15 protein-coding genes and 2 pseudogenes are annotated in these 15657 nt (G+C 68.3%); 3 read left to right on the forward strand and 14 right to left on the reverse strand.

Translation table 11 applies throughout. The features are described 5' to 3' along the window. Nucleotides 1-2 precede the first annotated feature (2 nt). The 4 genes from metW to thpR are packed head-to-tail and all read right to left on the reverse strand — an operon-like array spanning nucleotide 3 to nucleotide 3704. The gene (gene metW, locus PCC79_RS08405; RefSeq protein ID WP_232547940.1) at nucleotides 3-659 is read right to left on the reverse strand and encodes a methionine biosynthesis protein MetW; all 657 of its coding nucleotides are present in this window, start codon (nucleotides 657-659) and stop codon (nucleotides 3-5) included. Further along, entirely contained in the window at nucleotides 656-1786 is a 1131-nt protein-coding gene (gene metX, locus PCC79_RS08410; RefSeq protein ID WP_232548282.1) for a homoserine O-acetyltransferase MetX, read from the reverse strand. The genes metW and metX overlap by 4 nt, the downstream gene beginning before the upstream one ends. 29 nt (nucleotides 1787-1815) lie before the next feature. Then, the gene (locus tag PCC79_RS08415; RefSeq protein WP_232547939.1) at nucleotides 1816-3099 is read right to left on the reverse strand and encodes an O-acetylhomoserine aminocarboxypropyltransferase/cysteine synthase family protein; all 1284 of its coding nucleotides are present in this window, start codon (nucleotides 3097-3099) and stop codon (nucleotides 1816-1818) included. Further along, complete coding sequence (thpR, locus tag PCC79_RS08420) at nucleotides 3096-3704, reverse strand: RNA 2',3'-cyclic phosphodiesterase (protein WP_232547938.1); 609 nt, start codon at nucleotides 3702-3704, stop codon at nucleotides 3096-3098. The genes PCC79_RS08415 and thpR overlap by 4 nt, the downstream gene beginning before the upstream one ends. Nucleotides 3705-3763: 59 nt before the next feature. Here thpR and PCC79_RS08425 point away from each other — a divergent pair, with 59 nt between their 5' ends. Then, complete coding sequence (locus tag PCC79_RS08425; RefSeq protein WP_232547937.1) at nucleotides 3764-4231, forward strand: GatB/YqeY domain-containing protein; 468 nt, start codon at nucleotides 3764-3766, stop codon at nucleotides 4229-4231. A 122-nt stretch (nucleotides 4232-4353) separates the two neighbouring features. On the opposite strand, the gene PCC79_RS08430 is transcribed toward PCC79_RS08425, so the two are convergent. From PCC79_RS08430 to PCC79_RS08460, 7 genes and pseudogenes are all read right to left on the reverse strand, one after another. Beyond that, nucleotides 4354-4497: a hypothetical protein gene (locus PCC79_RS08430; protein ID WP_232547936.1), complete on the reverse strand. Its 144-nt coding sequence runs from the start codon at nucleotides 4495-4497 to the stop codon at nucleotides 4354-4356. Nucleotides 4498-4750: 253 nt separating this feature from the next. Then, nucleotides 4751-5899 (reverse strand): cytochrome P450, encoded by a 1149-nt coding sequence (locus tag PCC79_RS08435; protein WP_342373564.1) that lies wholly within the window; start codon nucleotides 5897-5899, stop codon nucleotides 4751-4753. Then, nucleotides 5896-6180 (reverse strand): DUF2249 domain-containing protein, encoded by a 285-nt coding sequence (locus tag PCC79_RS08440; RefSeq protein WP_232547934.1) that lies wholly within the window; start codon nucleotides 6178-6180, stop codon nucleotides 5896-5898. The genes PCC79_RS08435 and PCC79_RS08440 overlap by 4 nt, the downstream gene beginning before the upstream one ends. Before the next feature lie 319 nt (nucleotides 6181-6499). Further along, on the reverse strand, nucleotides 6500-7273 hold the full coding sequence (locus PCC79_RS08445; protein ID WP_232547933.1) for a hypothetical protein: 774 nt from the start codon (nucleotides 7271-7273) through the stop codon (nucleotides 6500-6502). Nucleotides 7274-7694: 421 nt separating this feature from the next. Continuing rightward, nucleotides 7695-8380, reverse strand: a pseudogene (locus PCC79_RS08450) (ISL3 family transposase). Then, complete coding sequence (locus PCC79_RS08455; RefSeq protein ID WP_232547931.1) at nucleotides 8341-8589, reverse strand: hypothetical protein; 249 nt, start codon at nucleotides 8587-8589, stop codon at nucleotides 8341-8343. Before PCC79_RS08455 ends, PCC79_RS08450 begins: the two are co-directional and overlap by 40 nt. A gap of 43 nt (nucleotides 8590-8632) precedes the next feature. Further along, nucleotides 8633-8824: a hypothetical protein gene (locus PCC79_RS08460; RefSeq protein WP_232547930.1), complete on the reverse strand. Its 192-nt coding sequence runs from the start codon at nucleotides 8822-8824 to the stop codon at nucleotides 8633-8635. 526 nt (nucleotides 8825-9350) lie between these two features. Here PCC79_RS08460 and PCC79_RS08465 point away from each other — a divergent pair. Then, complete coding sequence (locus PCC79_RS08465) at nucleotides 9351-10658, forward strand: ISL3 family transposase (RefSeq protein ID WP_342371612.1); 1308 nt, start codon at nucleotides 9351-9353, stop codon at nucleotides 10656-10658. Between the two features lie 182 nt (nucleotides 10659-10840). Here the strand turns inward: PCC79_RS08465 and PCC79_RS08470 are convergent, their stop codons facing one another. Further along, complete coding sequence (locus tag PCC79_RS08470; RefSeq protein WP_342373061.1) at nucleotides 10841-12106, reverse strand: ISL3 family transposase; 1266 nt, start codon at nucleotides 12104-12106, stop codon at nucleotides 10841-10843. 203 nt (nucleotides 12107-12309) lie between these two features. Here PCC79_RS08470 and PCC79_RS08475 point away from each other — a divergent pair. Next, nucleotides 12310-13581, forward strand: a pseudogene (locus PCC79_RS08475) (ISL3 family transposase); the annotation flags it as partial. Nucleotides 13582-13902: 321 nt separating this feature from the next. On the opposite strand, the gene PCC79_RS08480 reads toward PCC79_RS08475, so the two are convergent. Beyond that, nucleotides 13903-14901: an HNH endonuclease gene (locus PCC79_RS08480; protein WP_232550191.1), complete on the reverse strand. Its 999-nt coding sequence runs from the start codon at nucleotides 14899-14901 to the stop codon at nucleotides 13903-13905. 41 nt (nucleotides 14902-14942) lie between these two features. Beyond that, the gene (locus PCC79_RS08485) at nucleotides 14943-15656 is read right to left on the reverse strand and encodes a hypothetical protein (RefSeq protein ID WP_232550190.1); all 714 of its coding nucleotides are present in this window, start codon (nucleotides 15654-15656) and stop codon (nucleotides 14943-14945) included. Nucleotide 15657 lies beyond the last annotated feature (1 nt).

Raw genomic sequence — 15657 nt, forward strand, 5'->3', positions numbered from 1 at the left:
CGTCAGGCGCGCGTCCGGCCGGCATCGATCGGGCACAACACGTACACGGCAGCGCCGGCGGCCCAGTTCGACAGACGGCCGTACATCCGCAGGCGGCGTCCGGTCTCGGTGTAGGTGAAGCGCCGCTCGATGCGCAGGCCGAGGCGGTCGAAGAGATCCTCCAGGTCGGCCAACGTGGTGAAGCGCAGGTTGGGCGTCTCGTACCAGGAGTACGGGATCTCCTTGCTCATGGGCATGCGGCCCAGCAGCAACCGGAAGCGGTTGCGGTAGTAGCCGAAGTTCGGCACCGACACCACGAGGCGCTCCCCCACCCGCGCCATGCCCGCGAGCACCGTGGCCGGCTGCAACATGGTCTGCAGGGTGCGGGAGAGAACGACGACGTCGTAGGACCGGTCGGCGAGGTCGTCCAGCACGCTCGTGATGTCGCGTTCGATCACCGGGACGCCGCGGCGGATGGCCCCGAGCACGGCGTCGGGATCGATCTCGACGCCCGTGCCCGTGCAGTCCTTGGCGTCCATCAGGCTGCGGAGCAGGTCGCCCTGCCCGCACCCCAGGTCGAGCACGCGCGAGCCCGCCGCGATCTGGTCGGAGACGAGCGCCAAGTCGGGGCGCAGGGACGCGGGGCGGGCCGCACCGCGCCGCGGAGAGGGTGCGCTCACGTGCCCACCTCCAGCGCCCGATCCAGGAACGCGCGCAACGTCGCGTGGTACACCGGGTCGGCCAACAGGAACGAGTCGTGGCCGAACGCCGAGCTGATCTCGCGGAACGTCACCGGCAGGCGCGCCTGCTCCAGGCGGCGGGTGATGCGCAGGGCGTGGTCGGTCGAGAACCGCCAGTCGGAGTCGAAGGACAGCACGAGGTGGTTCACCGGGCGCTGTTCGACGGCGGCGAGGGCGTCCGGGCGGGCGAAGGGGTCGAAGTAGTCCATGACGCGGGTGAGGTAGAGGTAGCTCAGCGCGTCGAACCGCTCCAGGAACGTGGTGCCCTGGTGGTCGAGGTAGCTCTCCACGGCGAAGTCGATCCCGAACCCCCGCCGCCGCGTCTCGAACTGCGACGTGCGGCCGAACTTGGCGGTGAAGGCGTCCTCGGAGAGGTAGGTGATGTGCGCCATCATGCGGGCGATCGCCAGGCCCACGGCCGGCATCGTGCCCTCCGCGGCGTACTGCCCGTCGCGGAATTGTCGGTCGGACATGATCGCCCGCCGGGCCACTGCGGAGAACGCGATGTTCTGCGCCGTCAACCGGCTGGACGCCGCGACGATGAGCGCGTTCGCCAGATCCTCGGGGTGGTCGAGGGACCACTGCAGCGCTTGCATGCCGCCCAGCGAACCGCCGAGCACGGCGAGCAGGCGCTCGATGCCCAGGTGGGCGAGCAGGGCGCGGTGCACGGTGACGAAGTCAGCGACCTCGAGCAGCGGGAAGTCCAGACCGTAGGCGCGGCCCGTCTCCGGATGGGGCGACGACGGGCCGGTGGTGCCCTGGCAGCCGCCCAGCAGGTTGGCGCACACGACGAAGAAGCGATCGGTGTCGAGCGGACGCCCCGGCCCGATCAGGTTGTCCCACCACCCCGGGTGCCGGTCGCCGGCGTGCCAGCCGGCGGCGTGGGCGTCCCCGGTCAGGGCGTGGCAGATGAACACCGCGTTGCTGCGGTCGGCGTTCAACCGGCCGTAGGTCTCGTAGGCGACGTCGACGGGGCCCAGGGTGGCGCCGCTGACCAGCACCAGGGGCTGCGCGGCGGTGAAGAGCCGCACCGTCTCCGTCTCCACGAGGCCGACGGAGCCGGCCATCACGTCGGCGGTGGGGGTCACGGGGCTCGTCACGCAGACAGCGCCTGATCCAGATCGGCGATCAGGTCGTCGGCGTTCTCGATGCCGATGCTCAGCCGGACGCCCTCGGGCGCCACCCCGGCGTCCACGAGCTCGGACTCGGTGAGCTGCGAGTGCGTCGTCGTCGCGTTGTGGATCGCCAGGCTCTTGGCGTCGCCGATGTTGGCGAGGTGGCTGAACAGCCCGAGGCTCTCGATGAACCGGGAGCCGCCCTCGCGGCCGGTCTTCAGCCCGAAGCTCACCAGCCCGCCGTAGCCGCGCCCCTCGAGCACCCGGTTCGCCACGTCGTGGTAGCGGTCCTCGGCCAGGCCGGGGTATTGCACCCACGCCACGCGCTCGTCGGCGGCGAGGTACTCGGCGATGGCCAGCGCGTTGCTGCTGTGCCGCTCCATGCGCAGGTGCAGGGTCTCGGTGCCGAGCAGGGTGAGGAAGGCGTTCATCGGCGCGATGGCGGCGCCGGTGTTGCGGAGCATCACGGTGCGGGCGCGGGTGATGTAGGCGGCCGGGCCGGCGGCGTCCGTCCACACGGTCTCGTGGTAGGCGTGGTCGGGCCCCGTCAGCTGGGGGAAGCGCTCGGCGTGCGCCGCCCAGTCGAACCTGCCGCTGTCGACGATGACCCCGCCCATCGACGTGCCGTTGCCCGACATGTACTTGGTGGTGGCGTGCACGGCGATGTCGGCCCCGTGGTCGAGCACCCGGCAGAGATACGGCGTGGGCACCGTGTTGTCCACCACCAGCGGCAGCCCGAGGGCGTGCGCGGCGTCCGCCCAGGCGGGCACGTCGAGTACGTTGAGCGCCGGGTTGCCGATCGACTCGACGAAGACGAGCCGCGTCCGGTCGTCGACGTGCTCGGCCAGCGCGTCGGGGTCGTCGGGATCCACGAACCGCGTCTGGACGCCGAACTGCGGCAGCGTGTGCGCGAAGAGGGCGTACGTGCCGCCATACAGCTTGGCCGAGGCGACGATGTTGTCGCCGGCCCCGGCCAGCGTCAGCACCGCGTAGGTGATCGCCGCGGCACCTGAGGCGGTGGCCAGCGACGTCAGGCCCCCCTCCAAGGCGGTCACGCGCGCCTCGAGCACGCCCTGGGTGGGGTTCATGATGCGGGTGTAGATGTTGCCCGGCGTGCGCAGGGCGAACAGGTCGGCGGCGTGCTGGGTGTCGTCGAAGACGTAGCTCGTCGTCTGGTAGATCGGCACCGCCCGCGCGTTCGTCGCGGGGTCGGCGTGCTCCTGGCCCGCGTGGACTGCCAGGGTCTCGAACCGGCGTTCGCTCATCGTGGCTCCTCGGTGCTGGTGGTGTCGGCCCTCAGGCTAGTGGTATCGGCTGGCGGCAGGGTGAAGCGTTCCACGACCTCGTAGCGGTTGGCCCGATCAGCGAGGTGGGATTCGATGAGCACCAGTTCGTCGGCCACCCAGCCGTCGGCGTCGAAGGTGTCGAACACCGCGCGGAGCCGCCGCAGGTCGGCGTGCCGGGTGCCCCGCGCCAGGGTCAGGTGCGGCACGAAGTTCGTGCCGTCGGTGCGGACACCGGCGTGTTCGGCCGCGTTGCGGCAGCGGACGGCCAGCGCGGCGAGGGCGTCCGCTCCCCGGGTCAGGCCCAGCCACAGGTGGCGTGCCGCCTCGGGCGGGCCGAAGGTGCCGCCCCCGCCGAGCCGGATCGCGAACGCCGGCGTGCGGGCAGCCGCGGCTGCCAGGCCCTCCACCAACCGGTCGTGGTGCCGGGCGTCGACGTCGGCCATGAAGGCGGTGGTCAGGTGCCAGGTGTCGGGCCGCGTCCAGCGCAACTGCGGGACGGCCTCGCGCCTCGGGCGGCAGAAGGCGTCGAGCTCCTCGACGAGCTCGGGCGGCGGAAGGACCGCGGTGAACAGGCGTGCTCCCATGCCCACGGACTCTACGGCGGGCCTGTGACAGAATCGAACGCGACGAAAGGACGAGACGCATGGGAACCCTCGAGGACACGTTGCACGGCGACATGGTCGCGGCCATGAAGGCCCGCGACGGGGAGCGCACGACCACGCTGCGGATGGCGATCGCGGCGATCAAGAACGAGAAGGTGGCGGGCAAGCAGGCGCGCGAGCTGAGCGAGCAGGAGGAGATCGCGGTGCTGCAGCGTGAGGTGCGGACGCGGCGCGACTCGGCGCAGGCCTACACCGACGGCGGCCGCCCGGAGCTCGCCGAGAAGGAACTCACCGAGGCCGAGTTGCTGGCCGTGTACCTGCCCGCCTCGCTGAGCGACGACGAGCTGGATGCGCTGGTGGCCGAGGAGGTCGCGGCCGCGGAGGCGACGCTGGGCGAGAAGCCCGGCATGCGCCAGATGGGTCAGGTGATCAAGGCCGTCAACGCGCGCGCCGCGGGCCGGGCGGAGGGCTCGGCGGTGGCCGCCAAGGTGAAGGCCGCGTTGCAGTGAGCGGCGGCTGACGCTCCGTGACCCGGCAGCGTCAGCGGTTGACCCCGGACACGAAAGAGCCGCGCCGGTCAGGCGGTGCACCAGGGCATCACCTGACCGGCGCGGCGGTCGTCGGGGTGGCGTCAGGCCGCAGCGTGCTGCAGCACGGGCCGGGTGGCCGCGCACCAGGAGCACCAGGCGAAGGTCTCGCCGGTGCGGACGGCCAGGGTGTGGCCGCAGGTGAGCGGGGTCTCGGTGAGGCGCCAGTGCGCCGTGTTCGTGATCATGCGTGCTTTCCTTCTTCTTTCCTCAGCCCGGGGTGAGCCGGACAGTGCAATGTGGCCCCCGGACGCCGGCATGCGGCGTGGCGCCACGAACGGCGCAGGTGACCATGTCTCTGGTTCGTGCGGACGGGGCCGTGCAGTGCACCCAGCTGTGGGCTGTGCTGCGGCCCCCGCGCCGACCGTGGTGGTCGGCGACAATGGTTCATGGTACACGGCCGCCCAAATCCTGGCGGGAGCGTGATGGGGCGGGTGCGGTTCAGCCGAGCAGCACGGGAACCCGGGCCCAGCCGCCGAGGGGTGCGACCTCGCGCTCGGGCTCCTCGCCGGGCGCCGCGGTGATCCACGTCGTGGCGGCGAGAGCTTCCTGCACGGCGATGCGGAGTTCCATGGTGGCCAGGGGACGCCCCGGGCACACGTGCGGGCCGGTGCCGTACACCAGGTTCGCCGCGGCATGGCCGTGGGGATCGCATCGATCAGCGTCGCCGAACACCTCAGCGTCGCGGTTGGCGGACGTCCAGTGCAGTTTGACGTGTGCGCCCTCGGGAATGTCGGCGCCGCCGATGTGGACCGGGCAGGTCGTGACCCGACGGTTCGACACGAACGGATCGTCGATGCGCAGCACCTCGTCGATGACGGCGTCCAGCTCGGCGTCCGACACGCCCGCACGCAGCCGGCGTTGCTCGTCCGGATGGGTCGTCAGGAACGCGAACAGGACGCCCACGCACAACGCGATCGAACCCAGGTCTCCCCCGGTCCAGTTGCGCAGCACGGAGACGATCTCGTCGTCGGTGAACGGGCGCCCGTCGACGGTGTCGCGCATCAGCCGCGCGGTGACGTCGTCGCCGAGCACGCCGTCGCCGGCACGCCGGGGCTGGAGCACCGAGCGGATGATCGCGTCGAAGTCGGACGCCACCACCGCCGTCCGCGACCGGTCACCCGACCGCGTCGCCGCATGGTTCTCCGCCATCCAAGTCAACAGGTGCGGCTCGATCTCGGCGGGCCACCCCAGCCAGGCGCTCTGGGCACGGACGGCGAACGTGGCGCCGATGTCGTTCACCGCGTCCACCGCCGTTCCACGCGCGAGGCGTGCGAACAGGGCCCGGGCGATGCCACGGAACGCGGGCTCGAAGGGCGCCAGCTCCTCTGCGTCGAAGTAGCGGTCGAGCGTTCGCCGGGCCGCACGGTGGGCGTCCCCGTCGAGACCGTTCGGCACGTGGACGTGCTGGGAGACGCCGCTGGCGAAGCGCTCGGGGTCCTGCGCCACGGCGACCACGTCCTCGTGGCGCAGCAGCACCCACTCGCCCCGCGCGTTGCGAACCATCCGGTGATCGGGGCGGAGTTCGTCGGTGTAGGCGCGCAGGTCACGCCCGGCAGGGTCGAGATCTTCCGGAATGTGGTCGTTCACTGGACGCGCGCGAGCTTGAGCGTCCAGGCCTCCGGGCCCTCGTCCAGGTAGGAGACCTCGATGGCTTCACCGTGGGCCTCCCTCACCTGCGCCAACAGGGGCAGGGGGTTGTGCGGGGCAACCAGAGCGAGAGCCTTCCCCGGCGCGAGGGACGCGACCGCCCCAAGAATGGCCGCATGCCGGAGAGCATGCGGAATCACCCGGGCATCGAGGACGGGCAACTCCTCGTCGTGGTCGCCGCATCCGCAGCTGACCTTCTCGATGATGGGCAGGTCGGTCATGGTGTCTCCTCGATCTGGGTTCGGCGGGCAGGCTGCGTCCGGCGCTGCAAACTGCCCACGCGCTATTTTCACACATCTACGTGTAACTAATCCACCTCAAGCCCGTCCCGGAAGCGACTCGCTACGCCGTGTCGCGATGGCCAGCAGGCAGACGCCTCACCGGCATCTCCTCACCCACCGTCCGAGAACTCGACTCTGCGGTCGCGGCGATCGAACAAGCGGTCACCCAAGCCGCCTACGGGCCTCGTCTCCTGGTGGGCCGACAGGCCGCCGCGTTTTACGCGGCGGCGTTGCCGTTGTGCCGCTGGGTTCAAGTGATTCAGCTGGGCCGGATCGGTACGGCTACTGCACCGGATGGCTGTGTCGCGCCCTCGGCGCGTACTCGCGCCATCTCGGAGCGAGCTTTGCGGCTGTGGTCGGACTCCAACGCACTCATCCAACCGATCATCGACAGCGGCAGGGAGATGGCCGCGAGGGCGATCGCCAGGATCGTCGCGCAGAGCCCGTAACCACCGCGATACGCCACGGCCGCCACGGGCCAGAACAGCATCTTGGTCAGCTCATCGAGTCCGTGACGGTTCGCGATGAGGTGCAGCACACCGAAGACAAGCAGCCCTGCGATCGTCCAGCCTGCCGCCGCCACAGCCGTGTCTGCCCAGCGCTGGAGCGTCGAGATGATGTCGCCTTGCTGCGCCGCGATGAGCAACAGAATCCAGATTGTGGATGCCGCCGGTGAGCCAATCAGGCGTAGGGGCTCATAGCTGAACGTCTGATTGTCGTCGTGACGACCCAGCCAGAGCGGGACGATCACCATGCCAGCCACGAGCAACAGGACAGCAGACAATGCGACCGACTGCACCGTCGGACTACTCCCGGCCAGCACCGGCGGTGCGTTCGTGCTCAACCAGTTCGCGACGGGGGTGATCCCAAGCCCGTGAGCGACCGCCGCGAGGGAGTCCGACGGTCGATTCCCGCCGGCAAGCGCGGTCACCACGAGTGCTGCTGAGATTCCCGTGACGAGTTGATACAGCATGACTCGGTTCTCTCGCCAGTTCTTGATCGTCTCCGGGATCGCTCTGATCGCTCCCAGCATGTCTTCCTCCGTCCGCTCCCGCATGCCTCCACGATCGCACCCGGCACTGACATTTCTCTGGCCGATCGCGCGCACCCTACCCACAGACCATCTCAGGAGGGAACCGCGATGCCCCCGCTTCGAGCCCTCTCGCCAATGCCTCTCGTCCGAATTCGGAGAAGACGACGTTCAGTGGAGGCTCGCAAGGTCAGCAGGAGCATCCCTCATCACCTTGTCACCGCTGACCCCCACGGGCTCCGCCACCGTGCGGCACCCAGATTGGGTCCGCGCATGAGATTCCGAGGCGGGCCGGGGTTGACCGGGTCAAGGGCGCTCAGCCGCACCTTCGAACCCACTTGCGGCGTGCTATGAACCGAATCCACCCGCCGCAGATGTCTGGGCGCCCTTGCGATTCCTCGATAGCACCACAATGCGGCTCTTCTTACTTGAGGTGGGGGCTGGATAGGCCGCCGGCGATCAGGAGCATGTGTAGCCGGTAGTTGTTGCGGTTGCGGAAGCCGCGGGTGATGCGGCGGTGGAGCTCGATGAGGCCGTTGACGACTCCGGTGCCGCCGTTGCTGGCGCGGTCAGTGTCGAGGTAGGCCAGGAACGCTTCACGCCACTGCTTCAGCGTCCGGCCGAGGCAGCCATCTCGGGCACGGGGCAGGTCGGGAAGGAGTCGATGACCTTCTCGGCGATCGTGCGGCCCTCGGCTGTGCGCTCGTGCCGGTAAGCCGACCGGAGCTGCTGCGCGCAGGACCAGGCCAGCCACACCGGAAGGTGTCGCTCGTCGGCGTCGAAGGCGGTCTGCAGCCGTGCCCACTGCCGGTCGGTGACATTCTCCGCGCCGGCTCGCAGCGTGGTGCGGATGCCGTAGAGCGGATCGTTGTTGCGGCCGCGGTGGCCGTGGATCTCCTGGACGCGGCGCCGGCAGCGGTCGACCGCGTCGGTGCCGAGCTTGACGACGTGGAAGGCGTCCAGCACAGCGGTGGCGTCCTCCAGCTGGTCGTCGAATGCGTTCTTGTAGCCGTTGAAGGGGTCGAGGGTGGCCACCTGCACTCGGGAGCGGAACGCGTCGCCGCGGGCGTTCAGCCAGTCGGCGTAGGCCTTCCCCGACCGTCCCGGCACCAGGTCCAGCAGCCGGGCCCTGACACGTCCGTCGGAGTCACGGTGAGGTCAACCATGCCGGTCAGCTCCTTGCGGCCCCGGCCGCCCTCGGTCTCGGGCTTGGTGGAGACGTAATGCCAGATGTGCTCGTCCACGCCGAGGGAGGTGACGCCGGCGAAGTGGGTCTCGTCGGCGGCCATCGCCTCCAGCAGGGGGCGGATCGACCGCACACCGTGCGCCAGCTCGTGCCCAGCTGGCGGCGATCCCGGCGACCTAGGCCTGCTCGCGGCGCAGCTGCCAGACCGCCCACCAGGCCGCCCGGGTGGTCAGCAGCGCGCGCGGCGGGGCCAGGTCGGCGTGCTGCTCGGTGAACGCTTTGCCGGTGCACGCGTCCTCCGCGCAGCGCCAGGTCCGCTTGCGCCACACCAGGCGGACCGGGCGGCCGAAGCAGTGCACGTCGATCAAGGCAACGTCGCGGCGACCGCGGCTGCCGACGAGAACCCCGCAGGCAGGTCAGGCGGCCCATCGGCACCGGCGTCGACTCGACCACCACCTTCATCCGGCCGGGCTGCTCGGCGACCTCCAGGACTTGGAACCCGTCCAGGCCGACGAGCAGATCGCAGCGGTCCCAGTACGAGGGATCAGCGGATGGATCGGGACGAGAGCGCGCGCGAGAACACGCCGTAAGCTCGGACGCCGTCGAGGCCTTCCGGAACGGGTGGCTTGGTCGCTCCCGATCTTGAAAGGCCTCGACCCCTTCCCGGCCTCAGCTCACACGAACGAGTCCCTCACACCCACCGCAGGTACGAAGAGCCCACAATGCCCGGACCTCATGTTGCGACCGAAGTCTCGATCAAGCCCTGCTTATGTGGCTCATCACAGTTGAGGGTGTAGCGGCGAGGTGAGGGCGGACGGCGCGTCGGTGCCGTGGTGAGGGTCGAGGTCTTCCGATGATGGAGGTTCCTACGCCTTCCATCCGAAAGACCTCGACGTGTTCAACGCTACCTTCGTTCGTCCCGACCTGACTACGTTCACCCGCCTCGACGAGCTCGGCCTGGAAGCCGTTGGTCAACACGTGGAACGTGAGCGGGCCGTGCTGGCGTGCCGGGTCGTTGATGATGACCGGTGGTGCCGCCGGTGCGGGTGCGAGGGGACCCCGCGCGACACGGTCACCCGCCGGTTGGCCCACGAGCCGTTCGGCTGGCGACCGACCGTCTTGGTGGTGACGCTGCGCCGTTACCGCTGTGGTGAGTGTGGACACGTGTGGCGCCAGGACATGGGCAAGGCTGCCGAACCACGCTCCAAGCTGTCCCGCCGCGCGTTGCGGTGGGCGCTGGAAGGCCTCGTGGTCGCACACTTGACCGTCGCCCGGATCGCCGAAGCCCTCGCGGTGTCGTGGAACACCGCCAACGACGCCGTCCTCGCCGAGGGCCAACGCGCCCTGATCGATGATCCCGAGCGGTTCAACGGCGTGAGCGTGGTCGGCGTCGACGAACACGTCTGGCGGCACACCCGCAAGGGCGACAAGTACGTGACGGTCATCATCGACCTCACTCCGGTCAGGGATGACACCGGACCGGCCCGCTTGTTGGACATGGTCGAGGGCCGCTCCAAACAAGCCTTCAAAACGTGGCTCGCCGCCCGCCCCCAGACGTGGCGGGCCGGGGTGGAGGTCGTAGCGATGGATGGGTTCACTGGCTTCAAGACCGCCACCACCGAAGAACTCCCCGACGCCACGCCGGTGTTGGATCCGTTCCACGTCGTCCGTCTGGCCGGCGACGCCCTCGACCGCTGCCGCAGGCGGGTCCAACAAAACCTTCATGGCCACCGGGGTCGTGCTGGTGATCCGCTCTACCGCGCCCGTCGGATGCTGCACACCGGCCTGGACCTCCTCACCCCCAGGCAGAAGACCCGCCTGGAGGCCTTGTTCGCCGGCGATGAACACGTCGAGGTCGAAGCCACCTGGGCCATCTACCAGAAGATGATCACCGCCTACCGAGAACCCGACCGCGCGAAGGGGCGCACGCTCATGCAGGCCCTCATCGACGCCATCAGCAGCGGAGTCCCCCGCGCCTTGACAGAGATCATCACCCTCGGCCGCACCCTGAAGAACCGGGCCGCCGACGTCCTCGCCTACTTCGACCGGCCCGGCACGTCGAACGGGCCCACCGAGGCCCTCAACGGCCGACTCGAACACCTCCGCGGCAGCGCCCTCGGCTTCCGCAACCTCACCCACTACATCGCCAGATCGCTACTCGAAACAGGCGGATTCAGACCCCAGCTACACCGTGGATTGTGATGAGCCGGTTTGGCTCATCACAGTTGAGGGTGTAGCGGCGAGGTGAGGGCGGACGGCGCGTCGGTGCCGTGGTGAGGGTCGAGGTCTTCCGATGATGGAGGTTCCTACGCCTTCCATCCGAAAGACCTCGACGTGTTCAACGCTACCTTCGTTCGTCCCGACCTGACTACGTTCACGGCTCTTCACAGTTGCGGTGGGGGTGAGGGGTCGAGTCCGCCGGCGATCAGGAGCATGCGGAGGCGGTAATTCTCGCGGTTGCGGAAGCCGCGGGCGATGCGGCGGTGGAGTTCGATGAGCCCGTTGACTGCTTCGCATCCGCCGTTGCTGGCGCCGTCGGTGTCGAAGTAGGCCAAAAACGCGTCCTTCCATTGTTTGAGGGTACGGCCGAGGCGGGCGACCTCGGGGATCGGGCAGCTCGCGAAGCCGTCGACAACCTTGATGGCGAGGGCCCGTCCGGCTTGGGGGGTCTCTTGGTGGTAGACGGCTCTGAGTCGTTGGGCACACTGCCATGCCACCTCGACTGCCAGGTGACGTTCATCGGCGTCGAACGCTGCTGCCAGGCGGGCATGTTGGCGTTCGGTGAGGTGTTCCACCCCGGCACGCAGCACGTTGCGGATCCCGTAGAGGGGGTCGCCGGATCGTCCGCGATGGCCTTGGGTGTCTTGCTGGACGCGCCGTCGCACGTCATCAACCATGCTGGTGCCGAGCTTCACGATGTGGAAGGCGTCCAGGACGGCGGTGGCGTCGTCGAGTTGGTCATCGATGGCGTTCTTGTACCCGCGGAAGGGGTCCAGGGTCGCCACCTCCACCCCGGCGCGGAACTTCTTCCCCCGGGCCTTCAGCCAGGTCTTGTAGACGGTCCCGGACCGGCCGGGTACCAGGTCGAGCAGACGTGCGTGAATGTTTCCGTCCTTGTCAGGAGTGAGATCGACCATGCCGGTCAACTCCTTGGGGCCACGCTTGCGTGGGCTGACGTGGTGCCACAGGTGCTCGTCCACCCCCAAGGTGGTGACCCCGTGGAAGCGGGACTCGTCGGCCGCCTTCGCAGCGAGCAGCGGGCCGATCGCAGTCCAGACGGTGTTCCACGCGACTCCCAGCTGGCGGGCCAACCCGGCCACCGACGCGTGCTCGCGGCGCATCTGTCCGATCGCCCACACGCACGCCCTGGTGGTCAGCACCGATCGTTCGCCCGCGACCGCGGGATCCTGCTCGGTGAACACCCCCATCGGACACGAGGACTCGATGCACTCCCATGTCCGCTTGCGCCACAACAACTTGGTCGGTGCACCGAACGCGGGGGTATCAACCAGCGCCACGGTACGGCGGCCGTGACTGTGTGCCACCACGCCGCAGGCGGGACAGCCCATCACCGGCACCGCTGATTCCACGGTGACCCTCAACACGCCGCCGTCGTCCCGGTCCACCCCGACCACGTGCAGACCGGGCAAGCCGACCAACAAGTCACAGTTGGCGCAGTAACAGGAATCGTCAGTATTGGCGTGCCAGGCACACGCCATAGGATCAGGCACAGTCGAGGTCCTCGTGGAATGGGTTCTTGGTCGTTCCTGATCCTGAGGGCCTCGACCCCCACCCCGAGGTCACCCCCGCTCACGGCGTGTCGCCCTCACCCCCACCGCAACTGTGAAGAGCCACGTTCACCCGCCTCGACGAGCTCGGCCTGGAAGCCGTTGGTCAACACGTGGAACGTGAGCGGGCCGTGCTGGCGTGCCGGGTCGTTGATGATGACCGGTGGTGCCGCCGGTGCGGGTGCGAGGGGACCCCGCGCGACACGGTCACCCGCCGGTTGGCCCACGAGCCGTTCGGCTGGCGACCGACCGTCTTGGTGGTGACGCTGCGCCGTTACCGCTGTGGTGAGTGTGGACACGTGTGGCGCCAGGACATGGGCAAGGCTGCCGAACCACGCTCCAAGCTGTCCCGCCGCGCGTTGCGGTGGGCGCTGGAAGGCCTCGTGGTCGCACACTTGACCGTCGCCCGGATCGCCGAAGCCCTCGCGGTGTCGTGGAACACCGCCAACGACGCCGTCCTCGCCGAGGGCCAACGCGCCCTGATCGATGATCCCGAGCGGTTCAACGGCGTGAGCGTGGTCGGCGTCGACGAACACGTCTGGCGGCACACCCGCAAGGGCGACAAGTACGTGACGGTCATCATCGACCTCACTCCGGTCAGGGATGACACCGGACCGGCCCGCTTGTTGGACATGGTCGAGGGCCGCTCCAAACAAGCCTTCAAAACGTGGCTCGCCGCCCGCCCCCAGACGTGGCGGGCCGGGGTGGAGGTCGTAGCGATGGATGGGTTCACTGGCTTCAAGACCGCCACCACCGAAGAACTCCCCGACGCCACGCCGGTGTTGGATCCGTTCCACGTCGTCCGTCTGGCCGGCGACGCCCTCGACCGCTGCCGCAGGCGGGTCCAACAAAACCTTCATGGCCACCGGGGTCGTGCTGGTGATCCGCTCTACCGCGCCCGTCGGATGCTGCACACCGGCCTGGACCTCCTCACCCCCAGGCAGAAGACCCGCCTGGAGGCCTTGTTCGCCGGCGATGAACACGTCGAGGTCGAAGCCACCTGGGCCATCTACCAGAAGATGATCACCGCCTACCGAGAACCCGACCGCGCGAAGGGGCGCACGCTCATGCAGGCCCTCATCGACGCCATCAGCAGCGGAGTCCCCCGCGCCTTGACAGAGATCATCACCCTCGGCCGCACCCTGAAGAACCGGGCCGCCGACGTCCTCGCCTACTTCGACCGGCCCGGCACGTCGAACGGGCCCACCGAGGCCCTCAACGGCCGACTCGAACACCTCCGCGGCAGCGCCCTCGGCTTCCGCAACCTCACCCACTACATCGCCAGATCGCTACTCGAAACAGGCGGATTCAGACCCCAGCTACACCGTGGATTGTGATGAGCCGGTTTAACTGTCCACAGGCGAGCGCTCGACGTCACCCCAGGGGGACCAGAGGGGGACCACGGAAGTCCATCCTTGGACAGGACAAAGCCCCGGTGAGAGCCCCACTCTCACCAGGGCTTATTGTCGGGCTGACAGGATTTGAACCTGCGACCCCTTGACCCCCAGGTGCCGGAATCGACGGCTCTACCGCCCCTGACCTGGTGTTTTCCGTATCAGCCGCTTGCTCTGGGCATTTCGTTTTGCAGCGTTTGCAGGCTGTTGGTCACTTGATTGGTCCACTTCGGTTGTCCGCGTCACGCCGAGGTCGGCGCACTCTCAACTCGCTGCCTTTCGGATGTTGCAGATCAGGTGGGCGAGGACCGAGTTGCCGCGAGTGTGGTCCCCACCCTTCGACAGGGGAACGACGTGGTCCAAGCTCGCGCTCATGGCATCGGGGTGTAGCACTTGTGGATCGACCCTCCCTCCACAGATGCCGCAAGTCCAAGCGTCTCGTTCATACACCTCCACTGGATCAAACCGCTCGATGGTGGCTTCTGAACGGGCCCGGCGCTCGTGCTTTGCCGCATTGCTGCTGACTCGGCGACGACGATCCATCTCCGCTCGGTAGCGCGACGAGTGCATCGGCTCGGGGTAGGCCGGCGCGTCAACAGGGACGGCGGCGTAGCACTCCCAGAAGAAGTAGTCCACGCCGTCGGGCTGTAGATCCGTGATCCGCTCGCGGCGCCATTGACACAGGACGCCGTTTATGCCGAAGGTGTGGCTGAATAGCCGACCCTCAAGGCGTTCGCCTCCTGGACCGTGCGGTCCGATCACCAGGGACGAGTAGTAGCCATCATCAGTCGCCCCTGCTACGAACATGTCACCGCTCTCGGCAACGGCTACGACGATGCGCGAGGTGAAGTAGCCATCGGGCATGTCCTGGACGAGGTACTGGGTCAAGATGCCGTGGCGCTCGACCACATCACCTGGATGCGGCCCGTACCCCTCCCACTCGATAGGCAGTTCGGGCGGGCGCGCATCCGGCAGGGTGCGGAAGACACGAGGGCCGCTGGTTCGTGGGTTCGGTCGCGGCCCGGTGGCTTCGACTGCCGCCGCCACTCGTTCGGCGTTGATGCTCGCGCTTCCGCGACCGTAGCGGCGACGCAGGAGGTTGTTGCACCGTCCGGAGCACACATGTCGGTCTCGTTGCACCCAGTGGGCGCTCGCCGGCACCGACTTGCCACAAATCACGCAGGGCTCTCCGCCCTTGGCTCGGCCATCTGGATGTTTCAGTGCCTCATCCATCACGCGGAAGTGAGCGTCTTGATCTGCCATGAGAGTCTGTCTTTGCGTCGGTGATGACGGTCGAGTCGCGTCTACTGCGCGAATCTGAAGTCGCGATAGGTGCTTCTCACGTTGAAGCGGCGTCCTTGCTTCCTGCGTTCCAGGAAGCCCGTGATCGTCTCGATGTCGTTGGGCCGCATCTTCAGCTCACGGCACTTGGCTCGAACTTGCTCAACGGTGATGGGGGCCCATCGTTCCGGGCAGTTCATCATGTCCGCCTTGAGCTTGTCTTCTTCGTTCCACTTCAGACCCGAGTCGTATCCAGCTGCCCAAGCGGCGATGTGCTCCAGGATCTCCCCGACGCCGTTCGGCAACGGCTCGGCCGCTTCCACGGGTGCCGGCTGAGGTCTGGGCTGCACAGTCTGACCGGGCAGAAGTCGCACTGGGTTCGCGTCCTCGATCCACGTCGCAGTCTCGGCCCTCCCCCACTCGATGACGACAAGCGCATCTGCGTCTGCGCCCCAAAGATCGTTGAGGTGCTTCCGGTCCGGCCAGGCATAGAGCACACGGTGATTCGCGAGCGAGCCCGTGAACAAGCCGCGCCAGGTGATGTGTGTGACTCCTGGACGAGCAGCAACGCGCCGGAGGATGTCGCTGTCGAACTGCTTCTGCGGCGTTACGACAACGATGGAACCGCCACGCTGTTCCAGAAGCCACTGGACGGCGCGGGCGTTCTGAGACTCACGCGAGTCTTGCTCGCCCAGTTGCGACACTGCAACCGGAAAGGAGTACTCCGTCGATGACATG

Origin of the sequence: Propioniciclava soli, assembly GCF_038502305.1 — a bacterium.
Lineage (GTDB): Bacteria > Actinomycetota > Actinomycetes > Propionibacteriales > Propionibacteriaceae > Propioniciclava > Propioniciclava soli.